The organism is Coriobacteriia bacterium (assembly GCA_013336165.1).
Lineage (GTDB): Bacteria > Actinomycetota > Coriobacteriia > Anaerosomatales > JAAXUF01 > JAAXUF01.
In genome coordinates this window covers 79193-98480 of the sequence record JAAXUF010000001.1, presented here as the reverse complement: position 1 = coordinate 98480, position 19288 = coordinate 79193, and the positions used below count along the sequence as shown (strand labels likewise).

Annotated in this window: 21 protein-coding genes and 1 pseudogene; 2 read left to right on the top strand and 20 right to left on the bottom strand. The window is 59.1% G+C overall.

Features of this window, described 5'->3' with window-relative positions; all coding sequences use genetic code 11:
- Positions 1–40: 40 nt before the first annotated feature.
- Together HGA39_00475 and HGA39_00470 are read left to right on the top strand one after the other, a co-directional pair.
- Positions 41–1414 (top strand): NCS2 family permease, encoded by a 1374-nt coding sequence (locus tag HGA39_00475; GenBank protein ID NTW27831.1) that lies wholly within the window; start codon positions 41–43, stop codon positions 1412–1414.
- A 146-nt stretch (positions 1415–1560) separates the two neighbouring features.
- Positions 1561–2826, top strand: coding sequence for a uracil permease (locus HGA39_00470; protein ID NTW27830.1), 1266 nt, complete (start codon positions 1561–1563; stop codon positions 2824–2826).
- Positions 2827–3081: 255 nt separating this feature from the next.
- Here the strand turns inward: HGA39_00470 and HGA39_00465 are convergent, their stop codons facing one another.
- The 20 genes and pseudogenes from HGA39_00465 to HGA39_00370 form a co-directional block, all read right to left on the bottom strand.
- Positions 3082–3411, bottom strand: coding sequence for a hypothetical protein (locus tag HGA39_00465; GenBank protein ID NTW27829.1), 330 nt, complete (start codon positions 3409–3411; stop codon positions 3082–3084).
- Positions 3412–3417: 6 nt separating this feature from the next.
- Positions 3418–3825, bottom strand: a complete 408-nt coding sequence (locus HGA39_00460; protein NTW27828.1) for an SH3 domain-containing protein — start codon at positions 3823–3825, stop codon at positions 3418–3420.
- Between the two features lie 61 nt (positions 3826–3886).
- Positions 3887–5188 carry a phenylacetate--CoA ligase gene (locus tag HGA39_00455; protein NTW27827.1) on the bottom strand — a complete coding sequence of 434 codons (1302 nt, stop codon included), beginning with the start codon at positions 5186–5188 and terminating at the stop codon, positions 3887–3889.
- On the bottom strand, positions 5185–5943 hold the full coding sequence (locus HGA39_00450) for an ABC transporter ATP-binding protein (GenBank protein NTW27826.1): 759 nt from the start codon (positions 5941–5943) through the stop codon (positions 5185–5187). Before HGA39_00450 ends, HGA39_00455 begins: the two co-directional genes overlap by 4 nt.
- Positions 5943–6707, bottom strand: coding sequence for an ABC transporter ATP-binding protein (locus HGA39_00445; protein NTW27825.1), 765 nt, complete (start codon positions 6705–6707; stop codon positions 5943–5945). Before HGA39_00445 ends, HGA39_00450 begins: the two co-directional genes overlap by 1 nt.
- Positions 6704–7684 (bottom strand): branched-chain amino acid ABC transporter permease, encoded by a 981-nt coding sequence (locus HGA39_00440; GenBank protein NTW27824.1) that lies wholly within the window; start codon positions 7682–7684, stop codon positions 6704–6706. The genes HGA39_00445 and HGA39_00440 overlap by 4 nt, the downstream gene beginning before the upstream one ends.
- Positions 7681–8553, bottom strand: coding sequence for a branched-chain amino acid ABC transporter permease (locus tag HGA39_00435; GenBank protein ID NTW27823.1), 873 nt, complete (start codon positions 8551–8553; stop codon positions 7681–7683). Before HGA39_00435 ends, HGA39_00440 begins: the two co-directional genes overlap by 4 nt.
- A gap of 40 nt (positions 8554–8593) precedes the next feature.
- Complete coding sequence (locus HGA39_00430) at positions 8594–9790, bottom strand: ABC transporter substrate-binding protein (GenBank protein NTW27822.1); 1197 nt, start codon at positions 9788–9790, stop codon at positions 8594–8596.
- A 75-nt stretch (positions 9791–9865) separates the two neighbouring features.
- Positions 9866–10456: an indolepyruvate oxidoreductase subunit beta gene (locus HGA39_00425; GenBank protein ID NTW27821.1), complete on the bottom strand. Its 591-nt coding sequence runs from the start codon at positions 10454–10456 to the stop codon at positions 9866–9868.
- Position 10457: 1 nt separating this feature from the next.
- Entirely contained in the window at positions 10458–12269 is a 1812-nt protein-coding gene (locus HGA39_00420) for a 4Fe-4S binding protein (GenBank protein ID NTW27820.1), read from the bottom strand.
- 52 nt (positions 12270–12321) lie between these two features.
- Positions 12322–13449, bottom strand: coding sequence for a hypothetical protein (locus HGA39_00415; protein ID NTW27819.1), 1128 nt, complete (start codon positions 13447–13449; stop codon positions 12322–12324).
- A 130-nt stretch (positions 13450–13579) separates the two neighbouring features.
- Complete coding sequence (locus tag HGA39_00410) at positions 13580–14098, bottom strand: adenine phosphoribosyltransferase (protein NTW27818.1); 519 nt, start codon at positions 14096–14098, stop codon at positions 13580–13582.
- A 42-nt stretch (positions 14099–14140) separates the two neighbouring features.
- Positions 14141–14671, bottom strand: a complete 531-nt coding sequence (gene hpt / locus HGA39_00405) for a hypoxanthine phosphoribosyltransferase (GenBank protein ID NTW27817.1) — start codon at positions 14669–14671, stop codon at positions 14141–14143.
- Positions 14672–14679: 8 nt separating this feature from the next.
- Positions 14680–15126, bottom strand: a complete 447-nt coding sequence (locus HGA39_00400; protein NTW27816.1) for a hypothetical protein — start codon at positions 15124–15126, stop codon at positions 14680–14682.
- Complete coding sequence (locus HGA39_00395) at positions 15123–15839, bottom strand: MerR family transcriptional regulator (GenBank protein NTW27815.1); 717 nt, start codon at positions 15837–15839, stop codon at positions 15123–15125. Before HGA39_00395 ends, HGA39_00400 begins: the two co-directional genes overlap by 4 nt.
- The gene (locus HGA39_00390) at positions 15836–16213 is read right to left on the bottom strand and encodes an FHA domain-containing protein (GenBank protein NTW27814.1); all 378 of its coding nucleotides are present in this window, start codon (positions 16211–16213) and stop codon (positions 15836–15838) included. The genes HGA39_00395 and HGA39_00390 overlap by 4 nt, the downstream gene beginning before the upstream one ends.
- Positions 16214–16312: 99 nt before the next feature.
- A complete protein-coding gene (locus tag HGA39_00385; GenBank protein NTW27813.1) occupies positions 16313–16570 on the bottom strand; it encodes a hypothetical protein in 258 nt (85 codons plus the stop codon).
- Positions 16571–16686: 116 nt separating this feature from the next.
- A pseudogene (locus HGA39_00380) lies at positions 16687–16932 on the bottom strand (hypothetical protein).
- Between the two features lie 84 nt (positions 16933–17016).
- Positions 17017–17820 (bottom strand): lipoate--protein ligase family protein, encoded by an 804-nt coding sequence (locus tag HGA39_00375; GenBank protein ID NTW27812.1) that lies wholly within the window; start codon positions 17818–17820, stop codon positions 17017–17019.
- A gap of 10 nt (positions 17821–17830) precedes the next feature.
- Complete coding sequence (locus tag HGA39_00370; GenBank protein ID NTW27811.1) at positions 17831–19273, bottom strand: aminomethyl-transferring glycine dehydrogenase subunit GcvPB; 1443 nt, start codon at positions 19271–19273, stop codon at positions 17831–17833.
- Positions 19274–19288 lie beyond the last annotated feature (15 nt).

Sequence of the window (19288 nt, the reverse complement as noted above, 5' to 3'; positions counted from 1 at the left end):
TTTCACCGCAAGTAGCAACCCAGCTACGAAAGGGCAACACATGGAGAACTTCTTCAAGTTCAAGGAGCGGGGCACGAACCTGAGAACCGAGGTTCTGGCGGGCATTGTCACCTTTATGACGATGGCTTACATCATCTTCGTCAACCCCGGCATTCTCTCTGCGGCGTTCGGCGCCGACGCTGCCGCACAGGCGTCTTGGATCCCCGCAATCGCGACAGCAACGACGCTCGGTGCAGCCCTCATGTGCGTCTGTATGGGCATATTCGCAAACCGTCCACTAGCGCTCGCTTCCGGCATGGGCCTGAACGCAGTGGTCGCCTTCAGCATCATCATCGGCCTGAAGGTTCCGTGGCAGGTTGGTATGTCGGTCATCTTCGTAGAGGGCATCATCATCCTGCTCCTCGTTGTGACTGGACTGCGCGAAGCGGTGATGAACGCAATACCGCTTAACCTCAAGCGCGCCATCGGCGTTGGTATCGGTCTTTTCATAACTTTCATTGGCTTGGTGGACGGAAAGATTGTCGTTGGCAATCCGGCGACGCTCGTTGCGCTGGGCGACTTCACCACGCCCGAGGTTTGGGTAACACTCATCGGGCTGATCGCAATCATGGCCTTCATGGCCTTCAAGGTTAAGGGCGACATCCTCTGGGGTATCCTTGTGGCCACCGCGGCAGCACTGCTGCTTCACGTCACCAAGCTTCCGTCCTCAATTGTCGCTCCGCTCGACTTCCGCACCTTCGGCGCACCGTTCCAGACCGTCGACGGAGGCGGGATGGCGATCCTGCAGGTCTTCTCGGGTGCCCTAGCCCCAACGCTGCTGTTGTTTGTCTTTGCGACAATGCTGTCGGACTTCTTCGATACGATGGGCACGGTTCTCTCAATCGGAGAGAAAGCCGGTTTCGTCGATGAGCACGGCAAAGTCCCTGGTATCCGGAGTATCCTCACCGTCGACTCGATCGCTGCGGCGGTCGGCGGCTTCTTCGGTTCCAGCTCCATCACCACCTACGTCGAATCCGCATCAGGCGTCGCCGAAGGCGGCCGTACGGGTCTTACCTCAATCGTAGTAGGCCTTCTCTTTCTTGTGTCGGCCTTTTTCTCGCCGATCATCGCAATGGTCGGGGGTGCGACCCCTATCACGGCCGGCGCGCTCATCATCGTCGGCTTCCTCATGATGTCGACCATTCGGGAGATTCCGTGGACTGACTTCGAGAACGCCTTCCCGGCATTCCTGACGATCGTCGGTATCCCGTTGACCTACAACATAAGCTACGGTATTGGCCTTGGTTTCATCAGCTATGTGCTCATCAAGGTCTTCCACGGCAAGGCCAAAGAAGTTCATTGGCTGATGTGGGTCGTGAGCGGCTTGTTCGTGATCACATTTGTCATGCCACTCATCCAGAAGATGGTCGGCTAGTCCCCAGAGAGGGTCGAAGACCCGCCCCAACGGGTTCCATCCAGAAATAGGAAGAGAGGGAGAGAGTGGCCACAAATCAGACAGTCATTCAGACCGACGAGACTGTGCCCGTTCTGCGAGCAATCCCGCTTGCGCTGCAGCATCTCATGGCCATGTTCGGAGCCACAGTTCTGGTTCCATACCTGACCGGCATGGATGTGGGCGTAGGCCTGATGACTTCCGGCATTGGGACCATCCTGTACCTCATCTGCACGCGCAATAAGATTCCGAGCTACCTCGGCTCAAGTTTCGCTTTCATCACGCCTCTCATCGCTGTCGGGGGTGGAGCAGCAGCGATTGCCGGTGGCAAGGGTAACCTTCCGGCCGCTTTAGGAGGGCTGGTGGCGGCAGGCGTCGTCTACATGATCGTCGCCGGTCTCGTGAAGGCATTTGGCACCGGCTGGATCACCAAGATCCTGCCACCCGCACTTGTTGGTGCCGTGGTGATCGTCATCGGTTTGGGCCTCTCAGCCACCGCCGTCAAGATGTCGCTTTTTCCGCTCTCCGACCCCACTCAGGGCGTCGATCTGAAAGGCGTGCTGGTCGCCGCAATCACTCTCACGGCTGCGATCATCTTCTCCAGCTTCTTCAAGGGATTCATCAAGGCGATTCCCGTACTTCTTGGCATCATCGTCGGCTACGTGGCCGCGATCCCCATGGGCTTAGTGAGCTTCGATGGCATCTCAAAGGCCGCATGGATCGGTCTGCCCAACATCACGACTCCGTCGTTTGACCTCGGCGCGATCTTCATCATCGCACCAGTCGCCATCGTGGTCATCGTCGAACACATCGGCCACCTTCTGGTCATCAACGAGATCACCGGCAAGGACTTCACACCCATGCTGCCTGAGTCACTGTTCGGCGACGGCATCGCAACCGTCGTCTCCGGCGCGCTAGGCGGTACGCCTTCTACGACGTATGCCGAGAACATCGGTGTCATGGCGGTCACCAAGGTCTATGCGACGCAAGTCTTCTGGTATGCTGGCGCATTCGCGTTTCTCATCGGCGGGTTCATTCCGAAGGTGAGCGCAGCGATCAGCTCGATTCCCACGCCAGTCATGGGTGGCATCTCGCTACTCCTGTTCGGGCTCATCGCCTCAAGCGGCCTACGTCTACTCGTCAAGAGCGGCATCGACTACAGCCACAGCCGGAACTTGATCCTTTCCAGCGTCGTCCTTGTCGTAGGCATCGGCATGGATACCGGCGGGTTCACGATTCCCGTCGGCGAGTACACGATCCCCGGAATGGCTCTGGCGACGGTGCTCGGCATCATCCTGAACTTGATCTTGCCAAAAGAAAGTGAGGGTCTCGCAATCGATTCGCCGGCGTTTGTTGCCGACGGACAAGCCGACGCGGCGAAAGTTGAAGCTTAGAGATATCTCCCGTGCGCCAACGTTGGAACCGCGGCCCCAGACTGGGATAGCCTCAGCTTGGGGCCGCTTCATCGCCCGGCTCAAACAACTCGAGAGACGGAACGATGCATATCCCGTGATTCAGCACCACTCGCGCACGTCAACAGAGCACGTACATGCGTGATAATGCATCTTATGTAAACTAAGATCTGTGGCGTCTGCTCGCCCACCATAACGGCCATGGTTTGTCACCTGGGTTGAGCATGCGAAGCAGCCCTACTCGAAGCCGGTATCGCCAAACTCGGCACGAGCAAAGTAGACGGACTCGAACTGAGACTTCGACATCGTCTGCAGATCATTGAGAGCCGACTCAAGATACGCTGTCGCTTCATCGGCAGTGGAAAAGGCTCCCAGTCGTACAGCTTGATCCGCGTCATCCACAAGCACCGCTTCGACATGCCAAGACTCAGTATCCTCGCCCAGATAAACGGGGGGTCTTCGATAGAGGACATCGTCACGCCACTCGAATTCCTGAGCGACCGACGCGCCGACGTGAACCACGCGCAATCGCCAGAAATCGTCTGCGTCGCCGATCAAGTGAACCATGATGACCTAGTCCTCAATTGCCGCATATTGGGGGCTGTTGGCCACCCACCCCTCAACACCTGTGCTGTCGCGAACCTGCAGCCATGCCCCCTTGTTTGAGATCAGCGTCAGCCGATCCCCTTTCTTGAGTACACGCTTGGATGCTGATTGCGTCGTCGCCTGCTCCCGAAGATTCAGGCCATCGATCAGAATGAGAACGGTCTGGACCTTGGCGGGAGTAGTACCTGCGGATACAGCACTTGTGGTCCCTGTCGCCGAGACGCTACTCGTGGACTCTTGGCTGGAAGGTGTACCCGCTGAACCGGTTGCGCTTCGGTAGTCGCCCCACCAATTCGAGATGACGATGACCACGGCCACAAGAGCGACCAGCCCCAAGATTCCGCGAACCACCTTACGACTTGTCTTCGCCGCCACAGGTCCCCCTCGGGTTGCCCATCCGCACTATACACACAACTCCGTAACCTATTCCCTTGCATTATATGCGATCACGCAAGTCCACGACCCGGACAGCCTTACCGGCGGTCCGCTCGATCGAGCCCGGCTCGACCAGAGTAACCTTCGCTCTCAGGCCCAACACAGACTGTAGCCGATCCGAAACAGTCCTCTGGAAGAGCACCATATCTGTTACCACATCAGAAAAGATGGAGGTATCCACTTCTAGCCTGATCTCGAGATCGTCAAGCCCTTTCTTGCGCGCCACAACGATCTGATAGTGCGGACGAGTCCCTTCGATTCCCAGTATCACGTCTTCAATCTGGCTGGGGAACACGTTGACGCCCTTGATGATGAGCATGTCGTCCGTCCGTGAACGGACCTTAGTCATCCGTGCCAGAGTGCGTCCGCACTCACACCGTTCAGTTGTGACCTTGGTCAAGTCGTGGGTCTTGTACCTCAGGACGGGAAATGCCTCTTTGGTAAGCGTCGTCAGAACCAGTTCGCCAACTTCGCCGTCTTCGACCGACGAACCAGTAACGGGATCAAGAACCTCCCACAGCACGTGATCCTCGGCAATGTGAAGGCCACAAGAACACTCACATTCGGCGCCTATACCCGGTCCCATAACCTCGGAAAGCCCGTAGTTGTCGGATGCGCGGATCCCAAGGCGCGTTTCGATTTCCATCTTGACCGCGTCAGAACACGGTTCGCCTCCGAATAGGCCCAGCCGCAAGGGGAGCTCTTTGAAGTCTACCCCCATCCCCTCTCCCGCCTCGGCGAGATACAAGGCATAGGATGGCGTCGAGACTAGAACGGTAGTCCCAAAATCTTTCATCATCATGATGTGGCGTTCGGTGTTGCCACTCCCCGCAGGAATGATCGTCGCTCCGATGCGTTCGATTCCATAATGCATCCCCCACCCTCCCGTGAACATGCCATACAGAAACGCCATGTCCACAAGGTCATTTCGGCCCACCCCGGCGGCCGTGGCCACACGTGCCGTCAATTCGGTCCAAGTGTTGATGTCGCCGCGTGTGTATCCCACGACGATAGGTTTGCCGGTCGTGCCTGAGGAGGAGTGCAGTCGAACGACTTCGTCGAGAGGTACCGCAAACATCCCAAATGGATATGTGTCGCGCAGGGCCGACTTGTCGGTGAACGGGAGAAGACGCGCATCGGCAAGGCTGACAATGTCACGAGGTTTCACCCCTCGCTCGTCAAGTTGCCTGCGATAGAAAGGCACGCGCTCATAGACCCAGGCAACCGTCGTCTGAAGACGACGCAGTTGCAGTGCCCTGAGCTCCGCACGTTCCATACACTCGTATTCGGGATTCCAAATCATTGCTTCTCCGCCTTCTCCGTATTCCAAGAACCGAGGTAGATCGCGCGTATCGATTCATCGGCGAGCAATTCCGCCGATGAACCCTCCAAGACGACACGGCCGCTTCGCATCACGTAGCCGCGGTCTGCATGCTTCAGGGCCAGACGGCTGTCCTGCTCGACGAGGACAATCGCCACACCGTCAGCTCGCAGGGCATCCAGCGCTCCGAATATCTCCGTGATGACTTTGGGCGCTAGGCCGAGGGATGGCTCGTCGAGCAAGAGCAGGCGCGGGCCGGACATGAGCGCACGAGCAATCGCCAGCATCTGCTGCTCGCCACCCGACAAGGTGGCGGCACGTTGAGATGCACGTTCCGCCAAGACAGGAAACAGGGAGTTGACCTTATCGATTCGGTCATTGGTCAAAGTCTTGCGGCCGGGACCCCGCGTGGCATACGCACCGGCTTGGAGATTCTCGCGCACGCTCATGTCGCCGAACAGAAGACGTCCTTCCGGTACGAGAGCAACACCAGCTCGCACGAGCAGTTCCGGACGGATGCCGTTGATGGGCGTGCCGTCGAAGGACACACAGCCTGCGGTTGGCGTGAGGAACCCGACCACAGTGCGCATCAGAGTCGATTTCCCCGCCCCGTTCGCCCCGATGATCGCTACAGTCTCTCCGGCATCCACGCACATGGTGACATCGCGCAGAACCTTCACGCGTTTATATCCCGAGGAGACATTCTCGATCGACAACAAAGGAACGGTGTCCGCCATCACAACACCTCCTCGCCGAGATATGCGGAGATCACAAGCGGGTCTTTCTGGATCATCCTCGGCGGTCCCTCGGCAATCTTTGAGCCGCGATCGAGAACCACGATCTCATCCGCAATCTCCATGACGAGACCCATGTCGTGTTCAACGATCAGGACCGTCACGCCAAGATCTCGGATGCGAAAGAGCATCTTTGCCAGTTCACGCGTCTCCATGCCGTTGAGGCCCGCTGCGGGCTCGTCGAGAAGCACGAGACGCGGCGAAGTGGCCAGCGCTCGCACGATCTCGACAAGCCTTCGAACGCCGGCCGGCAAGTCACCTGCAAGCGTCTCGGACCATTCATCCACTCCAGCGAACCGCAGGAGCCGAGCAGCTTCAACCTTCACAGCGCGGTCGCTCAGTGTTGCAGTTGGCAAACGCAATCCCGCCGAGACAAACCCGGAGCGTTTGCCGGCCTCTGCGCCGACCGAGACATTCGCGAGTACCGTCATTTCGTCGAAGAGCTGCGTATTTTGAAACGTGCGGGCTATTCCCGCGCGAACAAGCGAACGTGGGGAGCGACCCTGGATTTCGCGGTCCTCAAAGACGACGCTTCCAGAATCGGGCCGCTCGAAACCGGTCAGCAGATTGAACAACGTCGATTTTCCTGCACCGTTAGGTCCGATGAGAGCTTTGATCGTTCCTGCGTGCACTTCGAACGAGACCTTGTCGACCGCGACAAGACCGCCGAAACGCTTTGAAACCCCTTGGACACGAAGGAGGCTCACCGCTCCCCTTCCCTTGCCCGCCGACGCCAGATCGCGCCGATCCCACCGGGAACGAACAAGACAACCAGCACTATCGCCAAACCGTACACGTCTGGCTGAGCAACCTGCAGCACGCTGGCGATGTTGTCGGGAATTCCAGGGATGAATGCATCCACATATTGGATGAGAGTCAAGAATACGGTCGCGACCACGGGGCCTGCCAGAGAGCCGGATCCCCCGATAACCGCCATGGCCAGGAAGGCCACTGACGCCTGTAGAGTGAACACGCTCGGAGACACAAACCCGACAAACGAGGCGTACAGAGCCCCGGCGAACCCTGCGCACAGCGCCGATGCGACAAATGCACGCACCTTGACCCCTGTCAGATCAACCCCGCTTGCAGCAGCTCCCATTTCGCTTCCACGCAGGGCTCCCATAGCCCGTCCGGGTCCCAAAGACACCATATTTGCCGCGAAGAGCACAGCCAATCCCGCCAACCCCCAGACCAACCAATACAAACCAGACGGCGAGTTGATAGATATTGGACCCAAACTCGGATAAGGAATCCCGGCGAATCCGTTCACTCCGCCCGTGACGGACGCGCCCTCAGTGAAAGCCAAGGAAGCCAACTCCCCGAAGCCAAGCGTGGCCATCGCGAGATAGTGCCCTCTGAGCCGCAAACTCGGCAGGGCCAGCAAGAGGCCCGCGAGGGCGGCCAATGTGCCTCCCAAGAGGAACGCAACCAGCCATGGCAAGTGCAGATGGACGACGCCAAATGCGCATCCGTACGCCCCGATACCCATGAATGCCGCCTGCCCCATTGATATCTGTCCCGCGTATCCGAAGAGAAGTGCCAAACCCACGACAACGAGCGTGTTGATTCCGGCGTACGTCAGAATCTTCAAGGTGAAGCGGTCCGTCACCATGAACGGTATAACCGCTATCGCTACCGCACAGAGCACAGGAATGACCTTCTGAACCGTTCTGCTCGGCATCATGCCTTCTCCCTGCGCAGAACTGCAAAGAGTCCTTGCGGGCGTATGAAGAGCACTCCGAGCAAGACAATGAAGGCAACTCCATCCTTGTACAGCGGATTGATATAGCCAGCCGTGAGACTCTCAAGGACGCCGATCACGAGACCGCCTCCTACAGCAGCCATCGGATTGCCCAGCCCGCCGAGAATCGCGGCCGCAAATCCTTTTACACTCATAACCGCGCCGACATCAAAGGCGGTCTGAGTCAATGGCGCTACTGCAAGTCCCGCAACGGCCCCGAGGGCGGCTGCCAGTGCGAAAGAAGCAGTACCCATTGTCCGTGTATCAATGCCGACGAGTCTTGCAGCATCGGCATTCAGCGCCGTCGACCGCATACCCAAGCCGAACGAGGTCTTCCCATACAGCAAGACAAGGGCTGCAACGGCAACCGCCGTGATCGCCCATATCCATATGACCTGACGTTCCACTACCGCTCCGAAAATGCTGACAGAAGCGCCGTCCGAGAACGCGGGAAGCGTGAGCTCGTTGGGACCGAACACATGAAGCGAAAGCTGTCGGATGAGCACGGATCCGCCAATAGTCACCATGATGATCCGCAACGGGTCGCCGCTACCTACAGGTCGAATCGCGAGCACCTCAAACAGCGCGGCGAACCCGGCTGTGCCGATAATGGCGATGAGGGCAGCAGCGGGCAAGGGAAGCCCGGCGTGTGTCAGCCAGGCACCCACCATGCCGCCGAGCATGAAGAACTCACCTTGCGCGAAGTTGATGGCGCCAGTCGCTGCGTAGACAATCGTGAAGCCCAGCGCAACAAGGGCGTACACGGAACCGCTCTTCAATCCTGCCACAAGGAACTGCAAGAACTCGGCCACGTTTAGAGTCTCCAATGCTCTCGACCGTGAGGACTCGTATTCACTTGATCGTGACCCACGTTCCGTTTTGGATCCGATAGAACGAGAGATCTGCTTCCGTGAGCCCATTGTGATTCGTAGCAGAGAAAGAGAACTTGCCCGCGAAGCCGACAAGATCCTTGGTCTGCTCGATCGAATCACGCAGCTTTGATGGAGTGATCTCGCCACTAGTACGCTTGATTGCATCAACCGCGATGTTCAGGGCGTCAAACGCATGCCCTGCGAATATGTCGGGATCCTGACCGTACGCGGCCTTGTAGCGTTGGGCGAAATCGTTGACGACCTTGTACTCCTCGGAGTCTTTGCCCCAGTTCAGAGGAATGAGACTCTTGCCGGTGCAGAAGACGAAGTTCTCGGCGGCCGAACCAGCACCCTGGGGAAACTCGACCTTCGCCTGTCCCGAGCCGCCGTACATCGGCAGGCGGATGCCCAGCTGGACTGAAGCCTTCACGATGGAGGCGCCCTCCTTGCCGGCCGTCCACAGAAGAATCGAATCAGCATCCGAGTTCTTGAGCCGTGTTAGTTGGGCGGAGAAATCCGTATCTCCCGGATTGAAAGTCTGGCTGGATACGACAGTGAGCCCCGCCGCAGATGCAGCACTGTTGATGATCGCGAGACCGTCTTTGCCGTAGCCGCTGCTGTCGGTCATGACGCCTATCTTCTTGTGCCCGTCAGCGGCCATTCGTTTGAGTACGCTCGGGATGATGATCGCATTTGACCAGGGGGTCTGAAATACCAGCTTGTCGAACGTGCCGGTGATTGCATTGCCGCCCGCCATGGATATCTCAGGAACGCCGCTTCTGGTGAGTTCACTGCGAATGGCCATCGATTGACCGGTACCGGTCGCCCCCAAGATGGCTACGACCTTCTCGCGTTCAATGAGCTCGGATGCCTTGGCGACGGCTTTAGCCTCGTCGGTGCCATCGTCCACAATCACGAGCTCGATCTTCTTGCCCCCTACCCCACCTGCATCGTTGATCCGCTTCACTTCGAGTTCCAGAGCCTGCTTCTCCGCGAGCCCCATCGCCGCATAGGAACCTGTCAGTGAAACGATCGCCCCGATCTTGACCGGAGCCGCCGAACCGGAAGTGGACGCCCCACCCGCTCCCGACGAACACCCCGCCACTCCAACCGCGAGGGCAGCGGCAAGCGCGGCCTCAAGCACTCCAAACGCAATCCGTAGTGTACGACCTCTCATGGTGCTCTTCCTCCTTGTTATTGTCCGCCCGGCCATCCAAGCCGAGCATCATCCCATTTTAGGGCCGACAGCGGCCTACCAGAGACACTCTCCGCCCAAGCAGGCGGCACGTCCTAGCGAAAACGCACGTAGATTCGCCTCTATCGTTGATTGTGGCACACGCCCCGCAATCACATCGCACCACAGATCTTCGTCAAATGGCAGCCCCGTCGAGAGAGCCCCCATGAGGACCACATTCGCCGACTTTGGACTGCCTGACTCACAGGCAAGTTCCTCGGCATCGACGAAGATCGCCCCTTCATTGGCAAGCAGTGCCTCAAGATCCTGCGGAGCCGCGCAGTCACCAGTCAGCACCGGCAATGGCTGCATCGTTCTTGAGTTCACGAGTAGCCGCCCGTCGAGCTTCACGAAGTGGATCCTGCGCGCGGCCTCAATGACTTCGAAAGCCACCAGATGATCTACCATCCCCGGATCAGTGACCGGCGAGAACACCTCCGCGCCGAATCGAACCACCGTGTCCACGCTTCCCCCGCGCTGCGACATGCCGTGGACCTCCGACAGCTTGACCTCCAGCCCTGCCGCAGCTGCGACCTTTGCCAGAAGGTCAGCAGCCAGAATCGTCCCCTGGCCCCCGACCCCGCACAACATGACGGTCGTTGTCTTCATCCTAACCCTCCGCTCCCCTGAAATCGCATGCGGAGCCGGAACGCACGATCGCGCCATACCTGCACACCTCAACGCACTGCCCACAACCCACGCAGGCAGCCGTGTCAATCGAAGCCTGGCTGGTGGACTCGTTTCGACTGATCGCCGGGCAGCCAAGCCGGAAACACAGCCCGCACTTGCGGCATGCATCTTCATCTACAGCGTAGGGGTCAGCTTTCTCGCGTATCAGCAGCGCACATGGCGCTCTGAAGATAATCACGGACAGCTGATCGCTGGCCGTTTCCTCTGCAATCGCGGCCGTCGTTGCGGAAAGGTCGTGGGGATTCTCAACCCGCACCCTTTCGACACCCAACGCGCGAACAAGCACTTCAAGGTCGATCTCGCGTGATGGCCTTTTCTGTAAGGTGATACCGTTGATTGGATTTCCTTGATGTCCGGTCATCGCAGTGATGCGATTATCGAGAATAAGGATGGTCCCGGTGCCACCGTTATAGACCGTGTTCATCAGACCCGTGAGTCCTGAGTGCGCAAAAGTCGAATCGCCGATGACCGCAACCACTGGCCGACCGCTCACGCCGCCGGCTAACTCAATCCCGTGGGCCATTCCGATTGAAGACCCCATGCAGACGCACGAATCCATCGCGCCGAGCGGCTTCAGCGCGCCCAAGGCATAGCATCCAATATCACCCGTGACCACCGCATCGGCTTGCCGAAGCGCATAGAACACGAGCCGATGAGGACATCCGGCACACAGGAGCGGCGACCTTCCCGGAAGATCTGTCTCCTGCTCACGAGTCTCAGGCTCAAGGATGCCAAAGGCGCTCCGGATCACACCCGGAGTCAGTTCGCCGGCTTTGGGGATCGCGAGCGGCTCGACCTCTATACCGAATGAGCGAACTGTGCGCGTGAAGTAATCGTCCGCTTCCTCGACGACGTACAAGCGCTCCACGCTCGCCGCGAACTCACGAAGACGTTGTTCCGAAAGAGGGAATGTCAACCCGAGCTTGAATGTGGAGGCATCCGGCAGCGCCTCGCGAACGTGCAGGTAGCACGCGCCGGCGCAGACAACGCCGATGCTCCGATTCCGAAGCTCGAGGCAGTTGAGCATCGTCTCCTCGGCGAATTCGCGAAGCTCGCTAATCCTCCTGTCGAGGTCTAGGCGGCGGCGCGTTGCCATCGCGGGCATCATCACCCACTTCTGCGGATCCGAAAGATAGGGAGCTGGTTCAGGAAGCTGGACCCGCTCGCCCAGATCGACGAGCGATTTTGCATGAGACACGCGCACTGTCGAACGCACGAGAACCGGCAGATCGAAGCGTTCCGACATCTCGAACGCCTGTCGGGTGAAGGCGAGTGCCTCAGCCGAATCGCTCGGATCGACCATGGGGACCCGGGCAAACGCCGCGTAGTTGTGCGAGTCCTGCTCGTTTTGCGATGAGTGCATTCCTGGGTCGTCGGCGACGAGAAGGACGATCCCTCCGCGCACTCCCGTGTAGGCCAGCGTGAACAACGGGTCGGCTGCGACATTGAGGCCGACGTGCTTCATCGTCACCAACACTCGAGATCCGGCGAGAGAGACACCGGCGGCGACCTCAAAGGCTACCTTCTCGTTTGGCGTCCACTCGGCGTAGACATCAGGCAGCTTCGCGAAGTGCTCAAGGGTCTCGGTGGACGGCGTACCCGGATAGCCAACTCCGACGACGGCGCCAGCTTCCCACGCGCCTCGTGCTACCGATTCGTTGCCTGAAAGTAGAGTGCGGCTCACGCGCAATCCTCTCCGATGACCATGGACGCGGTTGCCGCATAATATCATACGACCCCCGATGCGAGGCGTTCACGAAAGCATCTGATGCAGCTCTGAGCTTCTAGGGGCGCGTAGCGCCAACATAGTCGCCCGACGTGGCGATCCTGCCGGTAAGCGAGGAAACCTTCACCACATCGCCGGTCTGCGGCGCATGAATGTAGGAACCTCCACCAAGATAGATGCCGACGTGATGGATCTGATCGGGATTTCCGTTGTAGCCGAAGAAGACCATGTCCCCCGGCTGAAGCAGATCAAGCCTGTCGGGCGGGATGTAGGCGCCCGCGTCGAACTGAGATCGGGCGACCCTTGGCAGGTTGATTCCGATCCTGGCATAGCAGTACTGAACCAAACCCGAACAGTCGAAGCCGGCGGGCGAGCTTCCGCCCCAGACATACGGCACGCCGAGATACGTGAGGGCAATCGCGGCAACTTGGGGGTGCGGGGCACCGAGGCTGCTCGGGTCAAACGGAGGCGCCCCTGGCTGAGGGCTCCTTCTGGCCGCATTGGCGGCTGCTGCGGCTGCCGCGACTGCCAGCTGCTCCTGGCGGACGCGCTCTGCCTCGATAAGTCCCTTAAGCTCTGCGTTTATGCTGCCGACATAGGCGTTCTGCTGGTCGTATGCCGCCTGATACTCTGCCTGTTTCGCCCGCGCCTCATCGCGAAGAGCAGCCTGCTCGGCCTCCCGAGCCTTAAGCGCGCTCTCTTCTGTCTCGACCTGAGCTTTCGCATTCTTGACCGAAACCACCAAGGCGGCGTCGTTTTGGCTGATCCGTCGCATGAAAGCCACGCGGCTGACCAGATCTGTGAAGCTACTGGAACCCAGCAGAACGTCCAAGAAGCTTGTGGACCCGTTTCGGTAGATGTTTTCCGCACGCTCCGCCAACTGCCCCTTTGCCGATGTCAGATCGGCATTGGCCTTGGCCAGTTCGGCTTGCGTAGTGGCGATCCGACTGCGAGTCTCTTGCAGGGCCAGCTCGACCTGCGCAAGCTCCTCGTAGCGCATTTCGAGGGCTGTGGAGAGTTCGCCGAGCTTCTTCTGCGCCTCCTGGGCCTCAACGCGTTTGGCCTCGATCGCGGAGGCGGCGGTCGCCGGTGCGGCAACCACGGATGGGACCGAACCTATGATGAGGGCGACGACGACGGCACACGTGGCGATTCGCCTGAGCCAGCAGTGGACTGCACGTCTCACTCCAACCTCCTGCTACGATTCATCTACGACTGAGGTTCTCCATCACCAACTGAGGGCAATGCCATTCTACACCCCTCATGTCCAGCGTTTCTTCTCGGCGTTGCGCAGCAGTTACGCTGGCATCTTCTTGCTACACAACATGAACGAGCGAGACGATCTTCGCGCGGTCGTCGAGTTTGCTGCGGCCATCTAGGAAGTCGAGCTCGATCAGGAATGCGAATCCCGCAAGTTCTGCCCCCGTCGCACTGACAAGTTCGGCCTTCGCGGCAGCGGTTCCGCCAGTCGCCAAGACGTCGTCGACTATCAGCACCACATCTGTTGGTGACAGTGCATCCGAATGCACCTCGAGACTATCGGTTCCATACTCGAGTTCGTATTCAACTGAGCTGGTATTCCAGGGCAGCTTCCCTGGTTTCCGCGCGGGAATGAAACCCGCCCCCAAACGATACGCAAGCGCTCCGCCGAGTATGAAACCACGCGCCTCCGCGCCGATCACTTTCGTGACTCCCGCGTGGGCGAACTCCGTGGCGATCATGTCAATGGTCTCTCGGAAACATGTGGGATCGGCAAGCAGCGGAGTTATGTCTTTGAATACGACTCCTTCTTTGGGCCAGTCCGGAATGTCGCGTATGTGACTTGCGAGATCCAATGTTCCTCCAGGTTCGAATGTACGGGTGGATTCTGCAGACGTCTACAGGACCACATGGTCATGCAGCGAAGCGACAAACGGAAGATTCCTCAGGCGCGCATTTAGATCAAGACCATAGCCGACCAGAAAACGATCGGGCATTGTGAATCCCGTATAGCGGATCGGCACATCGGCAATTCGCCTGGCAGGCTTGTCCAACAACGTGCAGACCTCAAGACGCGCCGGATTGTGCGCCCGCAGCAGAGAGAGAACATAATTCACGGTAAGCCCCGTGTCCACAACGTCCTCGACCAAGATCACGCTGGCACCGGCAATGTCGTCCGTCAGATCCTTCGTCAGACGGACTATGCCACCTTGTCCCCCGACATAAGGAGAAACCGCCATGAAGTCGATGGTGAGCCCGGTATCAATCGTGCGACAAAGGTCGGAGAGGAAGAACAATCCGCCTTTCAAGACAGTGACCAGACGCAGATCCGCGGTATCGAAATCGGCCTGTATCACGGCGCCGAGTTCGGCAACCCGCAGCTTGATCGCCTCCTCGGTCAACAGGATCTGATCGCATACGTCAGGCAGTTCCGGCGTCACTGTAAGACACCATTCTCACGTTCCGAGGCAACAAAGCCGCCGCCGTTCGCATGCGTGACAGAAGCCGATGAAATGCCGAACCTGGCAAGAAGGCGACGAAAATCCTTCTGGTAGAACACCCGAATATTCACGTCGGGATAGCTTTCCTTCAATCGGCGAACCTTGCGATTCTTCTTTGTGACAAGCTTCTGGTTCATCGTGGTGAGTTCAATGTACATGTCGAAATCGACCAGATAGAAGTCGGGCGTAAACGAGGCAATAGGAGTGCCATGTCCATCCCATTCGATGGGAAAGGTCCTTGGCTCGTACTGCCAGCGGATTCGGTAGAAATCGAGAATCTCGGCTGCTGCCCGTTCACTGGCATGAGCGAACGGTATTTCGTCCAACGGTGGGTGAGTTTGCGCTGATTCTGCCGGCTTCGGTGTTTCACCTGAAGCGTTCATCCCCGGTTGAGATCCTCAAACGCTCGTCCGAGGGACCTCCGCAGCAAGCGATCCTTCAGATCGGCTGTGAGCGACCCCAATTCGTTCAGCGTCTCGGCGAGCTTCTGCTTCGTCTCGGGAGTCCGATGACGAAACGACGGCATCAGAATCTGCGAAAACAGAGCAGCTTCGCGCTCTGCGAAGTTCTCGTACATACGAAGGTGGCGAGGCTCGACGCCGAATCTGCGCAAATCCCATGTCGCATGGACAATCTGGACGTCGGCCCTCTCGATAATTTCGCGCTTGGCGTCATCGCGTTTGATTTCGATGAGACCGAACTCCGTCAACTCACGCAGAAACGAAGCTGGCACTCCCAGCGCCGCCGGTGCTGCCTCGAACAGAATCGGTCCCATGTCTTCTGCGACCAGCGGAAGAGGCTCGGTCATGCCGACGGGGCTTCGCTGCAACTCGGGCGGAATGCGTCCGCGATCGAAATCTGCAAGCTTCTCGCGGATAACGGCAAGGGGCAGGAAGTGATCGCGCTGAAGACGAAGGATCATCTCTACGCGCGCGACATCGGCTTGAGAGAACTTGCGATAGCCACCCGAAGTACGCTCGGGGGCTACGAGACCCTCATCCTCAAGAAAGCGCACCTTCGAGATCGACAGGTCGGGGTAAGCCGACTCGAGGCGCTGTACGACCTCCCCGATCGTGAGGTAATCTCGGCTCGTCATTTCGGATCCTTTCCGGCTGCGCGGAAGACCATTTGGAATGTCCCTATCTGCAAGACATCGCGGTCATGCAGTACGGCTTCGTCTAGGATCACCCCGTTGACACTGGTCCCATTAAGCGAACCGGAATCCTTGACGGTGGCACCGCTCTCCGTACAGTCTATGACCGCGTGGGACCTCGACACCGTCATGTCGTTGAGGAAGATGTCGCTTTTCGGATCGCGTCCGATGGTCAATCGCCGATCCACGAAGAACTGTTCTCCCGGCTGGGACCCCTTTTTCATGATGAGAACGGCACAATGCCTTGGTTCGTCTTGCCCGTGGAGCACGGGCGCTTCCTCTGCCACCGGAGCAAACGAAGCTGTAATATCGGTCATCACCGCACCACAGCCCGGACACAGCGGACTACCAGGATCGACGGCAACACCGCATACAGGACACTTTGCCATCTGTGTGCCTCCCCTCTCGGGATGCCTCTAGCTTGAGAAATCGATGTCCGGCGCCGAGAACCCAGAGCGGATTTCTGCGTCGAGCGCGTCGAGAACTTCAGGGTTCTCCAGCACGGCGTCCAGCTTGCCCTCGGGAACGCGATTGCGCACGTAGGGGTCGTTGATCACCTCAGTGATTGTCCGGCCGGTATGGACTTCGCGAACAACATACTCGACAACTCGTTCCTCAACGGGATCGGTGCTGATCTCATTGAGGAACTGCTTGATACGATCGTTGAGGGTCACTTGTCTCTCCTTCAGCCGGGCCGGTCAAATCCACAGGGCTACTCGTTCGCCTCGTCTTCGTCCTCAAAATCGACAGGAACCGTCACGTCAAAACGCGATACTCCTCGAAGATCATTGGCGAGGATGTCGATCAGCCTATCGACGTCACGACCTGTGATCACATTTCCTCCGCCTTCGCGTTCAGCCTTGAGCCGGCGTACGAGCTCGGCACGGAGAATATCGATCTGCCCATGTAGTATGCGACGCCGATATGACACCCTCTGCTCCTCGGCATAAAGCGTATCGAGGAGCTCATGAAGCTGTTCGTTCGACTTCGCCTGAAGATCCAGCAAGGCATCTTCTGTCCGCTTGAGATTGCTCATGAACTGATGCTCCCCTCTCCGACTTTACCGCCTTGATTGTATCCTATTGGCATCCTTGGCGCTCCTTTAACGTTAGGCACAGCCTCAGCCTAACCTCCGACCACGGCGGAGCGCAGCGTCAGGATGAACCTCAGGCAGCAGCGAGTGAGCCAGCTCGATCTCGCTTTGGGTGAGTGTCCCCGCCTCTGCATGGACGCCGAGCGCGCTGCGCAGCCCGTCGGCCACTGCCGAAGTGATGTTTGCGTGCGATGGGCGATCGCCTCTGGCCTGCTCGATTGTGACCGTTTGCGCCGCTAGCGCAGTTGCAGCTTCGCTGTCCAAGCGAAACAGGCGGGACTCAAGATCCACGTTCCGAGAGATCACAAATGAGCCATGCTGCAGCACAGTGTCGCCGGACCACACCTGCGCGGAGCCGGACAGTTTCTGCGCTCCGAGAGACAGATCAGCCTGCGTGGCATGAAGATAGCACGCAGCAGATGCGCTCTCTCCCCGAGACCGCGCGGTGAGGGCGGCCGCAACCCCGAGGATCTTATACGCCTCGACCAGCACCCCACAGAGTAACCGGTACGATACAGCGGTACCCTGGGGAATGCCGTCATCCACTGCTGCGACCATCGAGTAGGTGACTTCATCGTCGTGCAGGACACCCCGCCCGCCCGTGAACCTGCGGACTACGTCCACCCCGGCGAGACGGCATTCATCCCGATCCACCCCAGCCGCGTCCTGGAACCGGCCGAGCGTGATCGTGGGGCGGAGCCAGCCGTAAAGCCGAAGCGTCGGCGGGACCCTGCCCGCCTGACGCTCCAGCTGTATCGACCGATCCAAAGCCATGTTCCAGGCGCCGTCCATCGGCTGTTCATCGATCAGCAGTCTCCAAATCGGAGTCATCGCCGCGATCTCACTGCGCCGGCTTCCATCTCAGATCCGGATTGCGGGCCGCACCTGCCTCATCCAGTCTACGCACAGGAGTCGTGTACGGAGCACCCTTCACCAGCTCGGGCTGAGCAATCGCCTCCTCGGCGATCCGCAGAAGCGCGTCGGCGAAGGCGTCCAGGTCGGCCAAGGGCTCGGTCTCGGTCGGCTCGATCATCATCGCTTCTTCAACAAGCAGCGGGAAGTACACGGTGGGCGGGTGGAATCCGTAGTCGAGCAGCCGCTTCGCGATGTCCAACGTGCGCACACCGCTGACTCGTTTCTGACGCGCGCCCGATAGCACGAATTCGTGCATGCACCGCGAATCGCCGTAGGGCACATCGAATGCCCCCCGCAGCCGGGCCATCAGGTAGTTGGCCGAAAGAACAGCCTGCTCGGCTACCTCGGTGAGGCCTTTGCCGCCTAGGGCAAGCACGTACGTGTATGCGCGAACGAGTACGCCGAAGTTTCCGTAGAAGGTCTTCACGCGGCCGATGGAGTGTTCCGGCTTGTGCAATTCGTACGAACCGTCGTCCAGCCTCGCAGGTAGTGGTCCAGGCAGGTACTCTGCCAACTCGCTCGTCACACAGACCGGACCCGCTCCGGGCCCTCCTCCGCCGTGCGGCGTCGAAAACGTCTTGTGCAGGTTGATATGCAGAGCATCGAAACCCATGTCGCCAGGCCGTGCCTTGCCGAGAATCGCATTCAGATTCGCACCGTCGCAGTACGCATACGCGCCGACCTCGTGCACGGCGGCCGTTATCTCACATATTTGCGGGTCGAAGAGTCCCAGCGTGTTGGGGTTCGTGAGCATGAACGCGGCAACATCTGTATCGAGCGCTGCCTTCAAGGCCTCAAGGTCAACCTCACCCTTCTCGTTGCTCGCGATCGTGACCACATCGTACCCACACATCGCAACGGAAGCAGGGTTAGTCCCATGCGCAGTGTCCGGGATGATGACTTTCTTTCTGGGATCCCCCGCAGCCGTGTGCGCCGCCCGGAAGACCATCAGTGCCGTCAACTCACCGTGCGCCCCTGCCGCAGGTTGAAGCGACACGCCCGGCAACCCCGAAACCTCCGCAAGCGCATCCGCAAGCTCTGCCATGACTGCGAGCGCTCCCTGCGCTGTGGTCGAGGGCTGGTACGGATGAAGGCCGGCAAACCCGGGCAACCGGCACGCATCCTCATTGATGCGCGGGTTGTACTTCATGGTACAGCTGCCGAGGGGATACATCCCTGAATCGACACCGAAGTTCATGGAGGCCAGATGCGTGTAATGCCTCATGATCTCGACCTCGGTCACGCTCGGCAATTGAGGAGCCATCGCACGCGCGCGACCTCCCAACATCTCATCCAGCGACTCCATTGGCACGTCGGGCAAGGGTGCCTCGACGCAGGTGCAATCGGAGGCGCCAAGCTCGAATATCAGTCCTCGGGGGCCGCG

Coding starts and splice junctions, on each gene's coding strand:
- HGA39_00440 (NTW27824.1), bottom strand. CDS start 7,684: ATGATGCCGAGCAGAACGGTTCAGAAGGTCATTCCTGTGCTCTGTGCG.
- HGA39_00465 (NTW27829.1), bottom strand. CDS start 3,411: ATGGTTCACTTGATCGGCGACGCAGACGATTTCTGGCGATTGCGCGTG.
- HGA39_00470 (NTW27830.1), top strand. CDS start 1,561: ATGGCCATGTTCGGAGCCACAGTTCTGGTTCCATACCTGACCGGCATG.
- HGA39_00425 (NTW27821.1), bottom strand. CDS start 10,456: ATGAAGACAACGACCGTCATGTTGTGCGGGGTCGGGGGCCAGGGGACG.
- HGA39_00395 (NTW27815.1), bottom strand. CDS start 15,839: ATGACGAGCCGAGATTACCTCACGATCGGGGAGGTCGTACAGCGCCTC.
- HGA39_00420 (NTW27820.1), bottom strand. CDS start 12,269: ATGATATTATGCGGCAACCGCGTCCATGGTCATCGGAGAGGATTGCGC.
- HGA39_00475 (NTW27831.1), top strand. CDS start 41: ATGGAGAACTTCTTCAAGTTCAAGGAGCGGGGCACGAACCTGAGAACC.
- HGA39_00375 (NTW27812.1), bottom strand. CDS start 17,820: ATGACTCCGATTTGGAGACTGCTGATCGATGAACAGCCGATGGACGGC.
- HGA39_00430 (NTW27822.1), bottom strand. CDS start 9,790: ATGAGAGGTCGTACACTACGGATTGCGTTTGGAGTGCTTGAGGCCGCG.
- HGA39_00400 (NTW27816.1), bottom strand. CDS start 15,126: ATGAACGCTTCAGGTGAAACACCGAAGCCGGCAGAATCAGCGCAAACT.
- HGA39_00450 (NTW27826.1), bottom strand. CDS start 5,943: ATGGCGGACACCGTTCCTTTGTTGTCGATCGAGAATGTCTCCTCGGGA.
- HGA39_00390 (NTW27814.1), bottom strand. CDS start 16,213: ATGACCGATATTACAGCTTCGTTTGCTCCGGTGGCAGAGGAAGCGCCC.
- HGA39_00455 (NTW27827.1), bottom strand. CDS start 5,188: ATGATTTGGAATCCCGAATACGAGTGTATGGAACGTGCGGAGCTCAGG.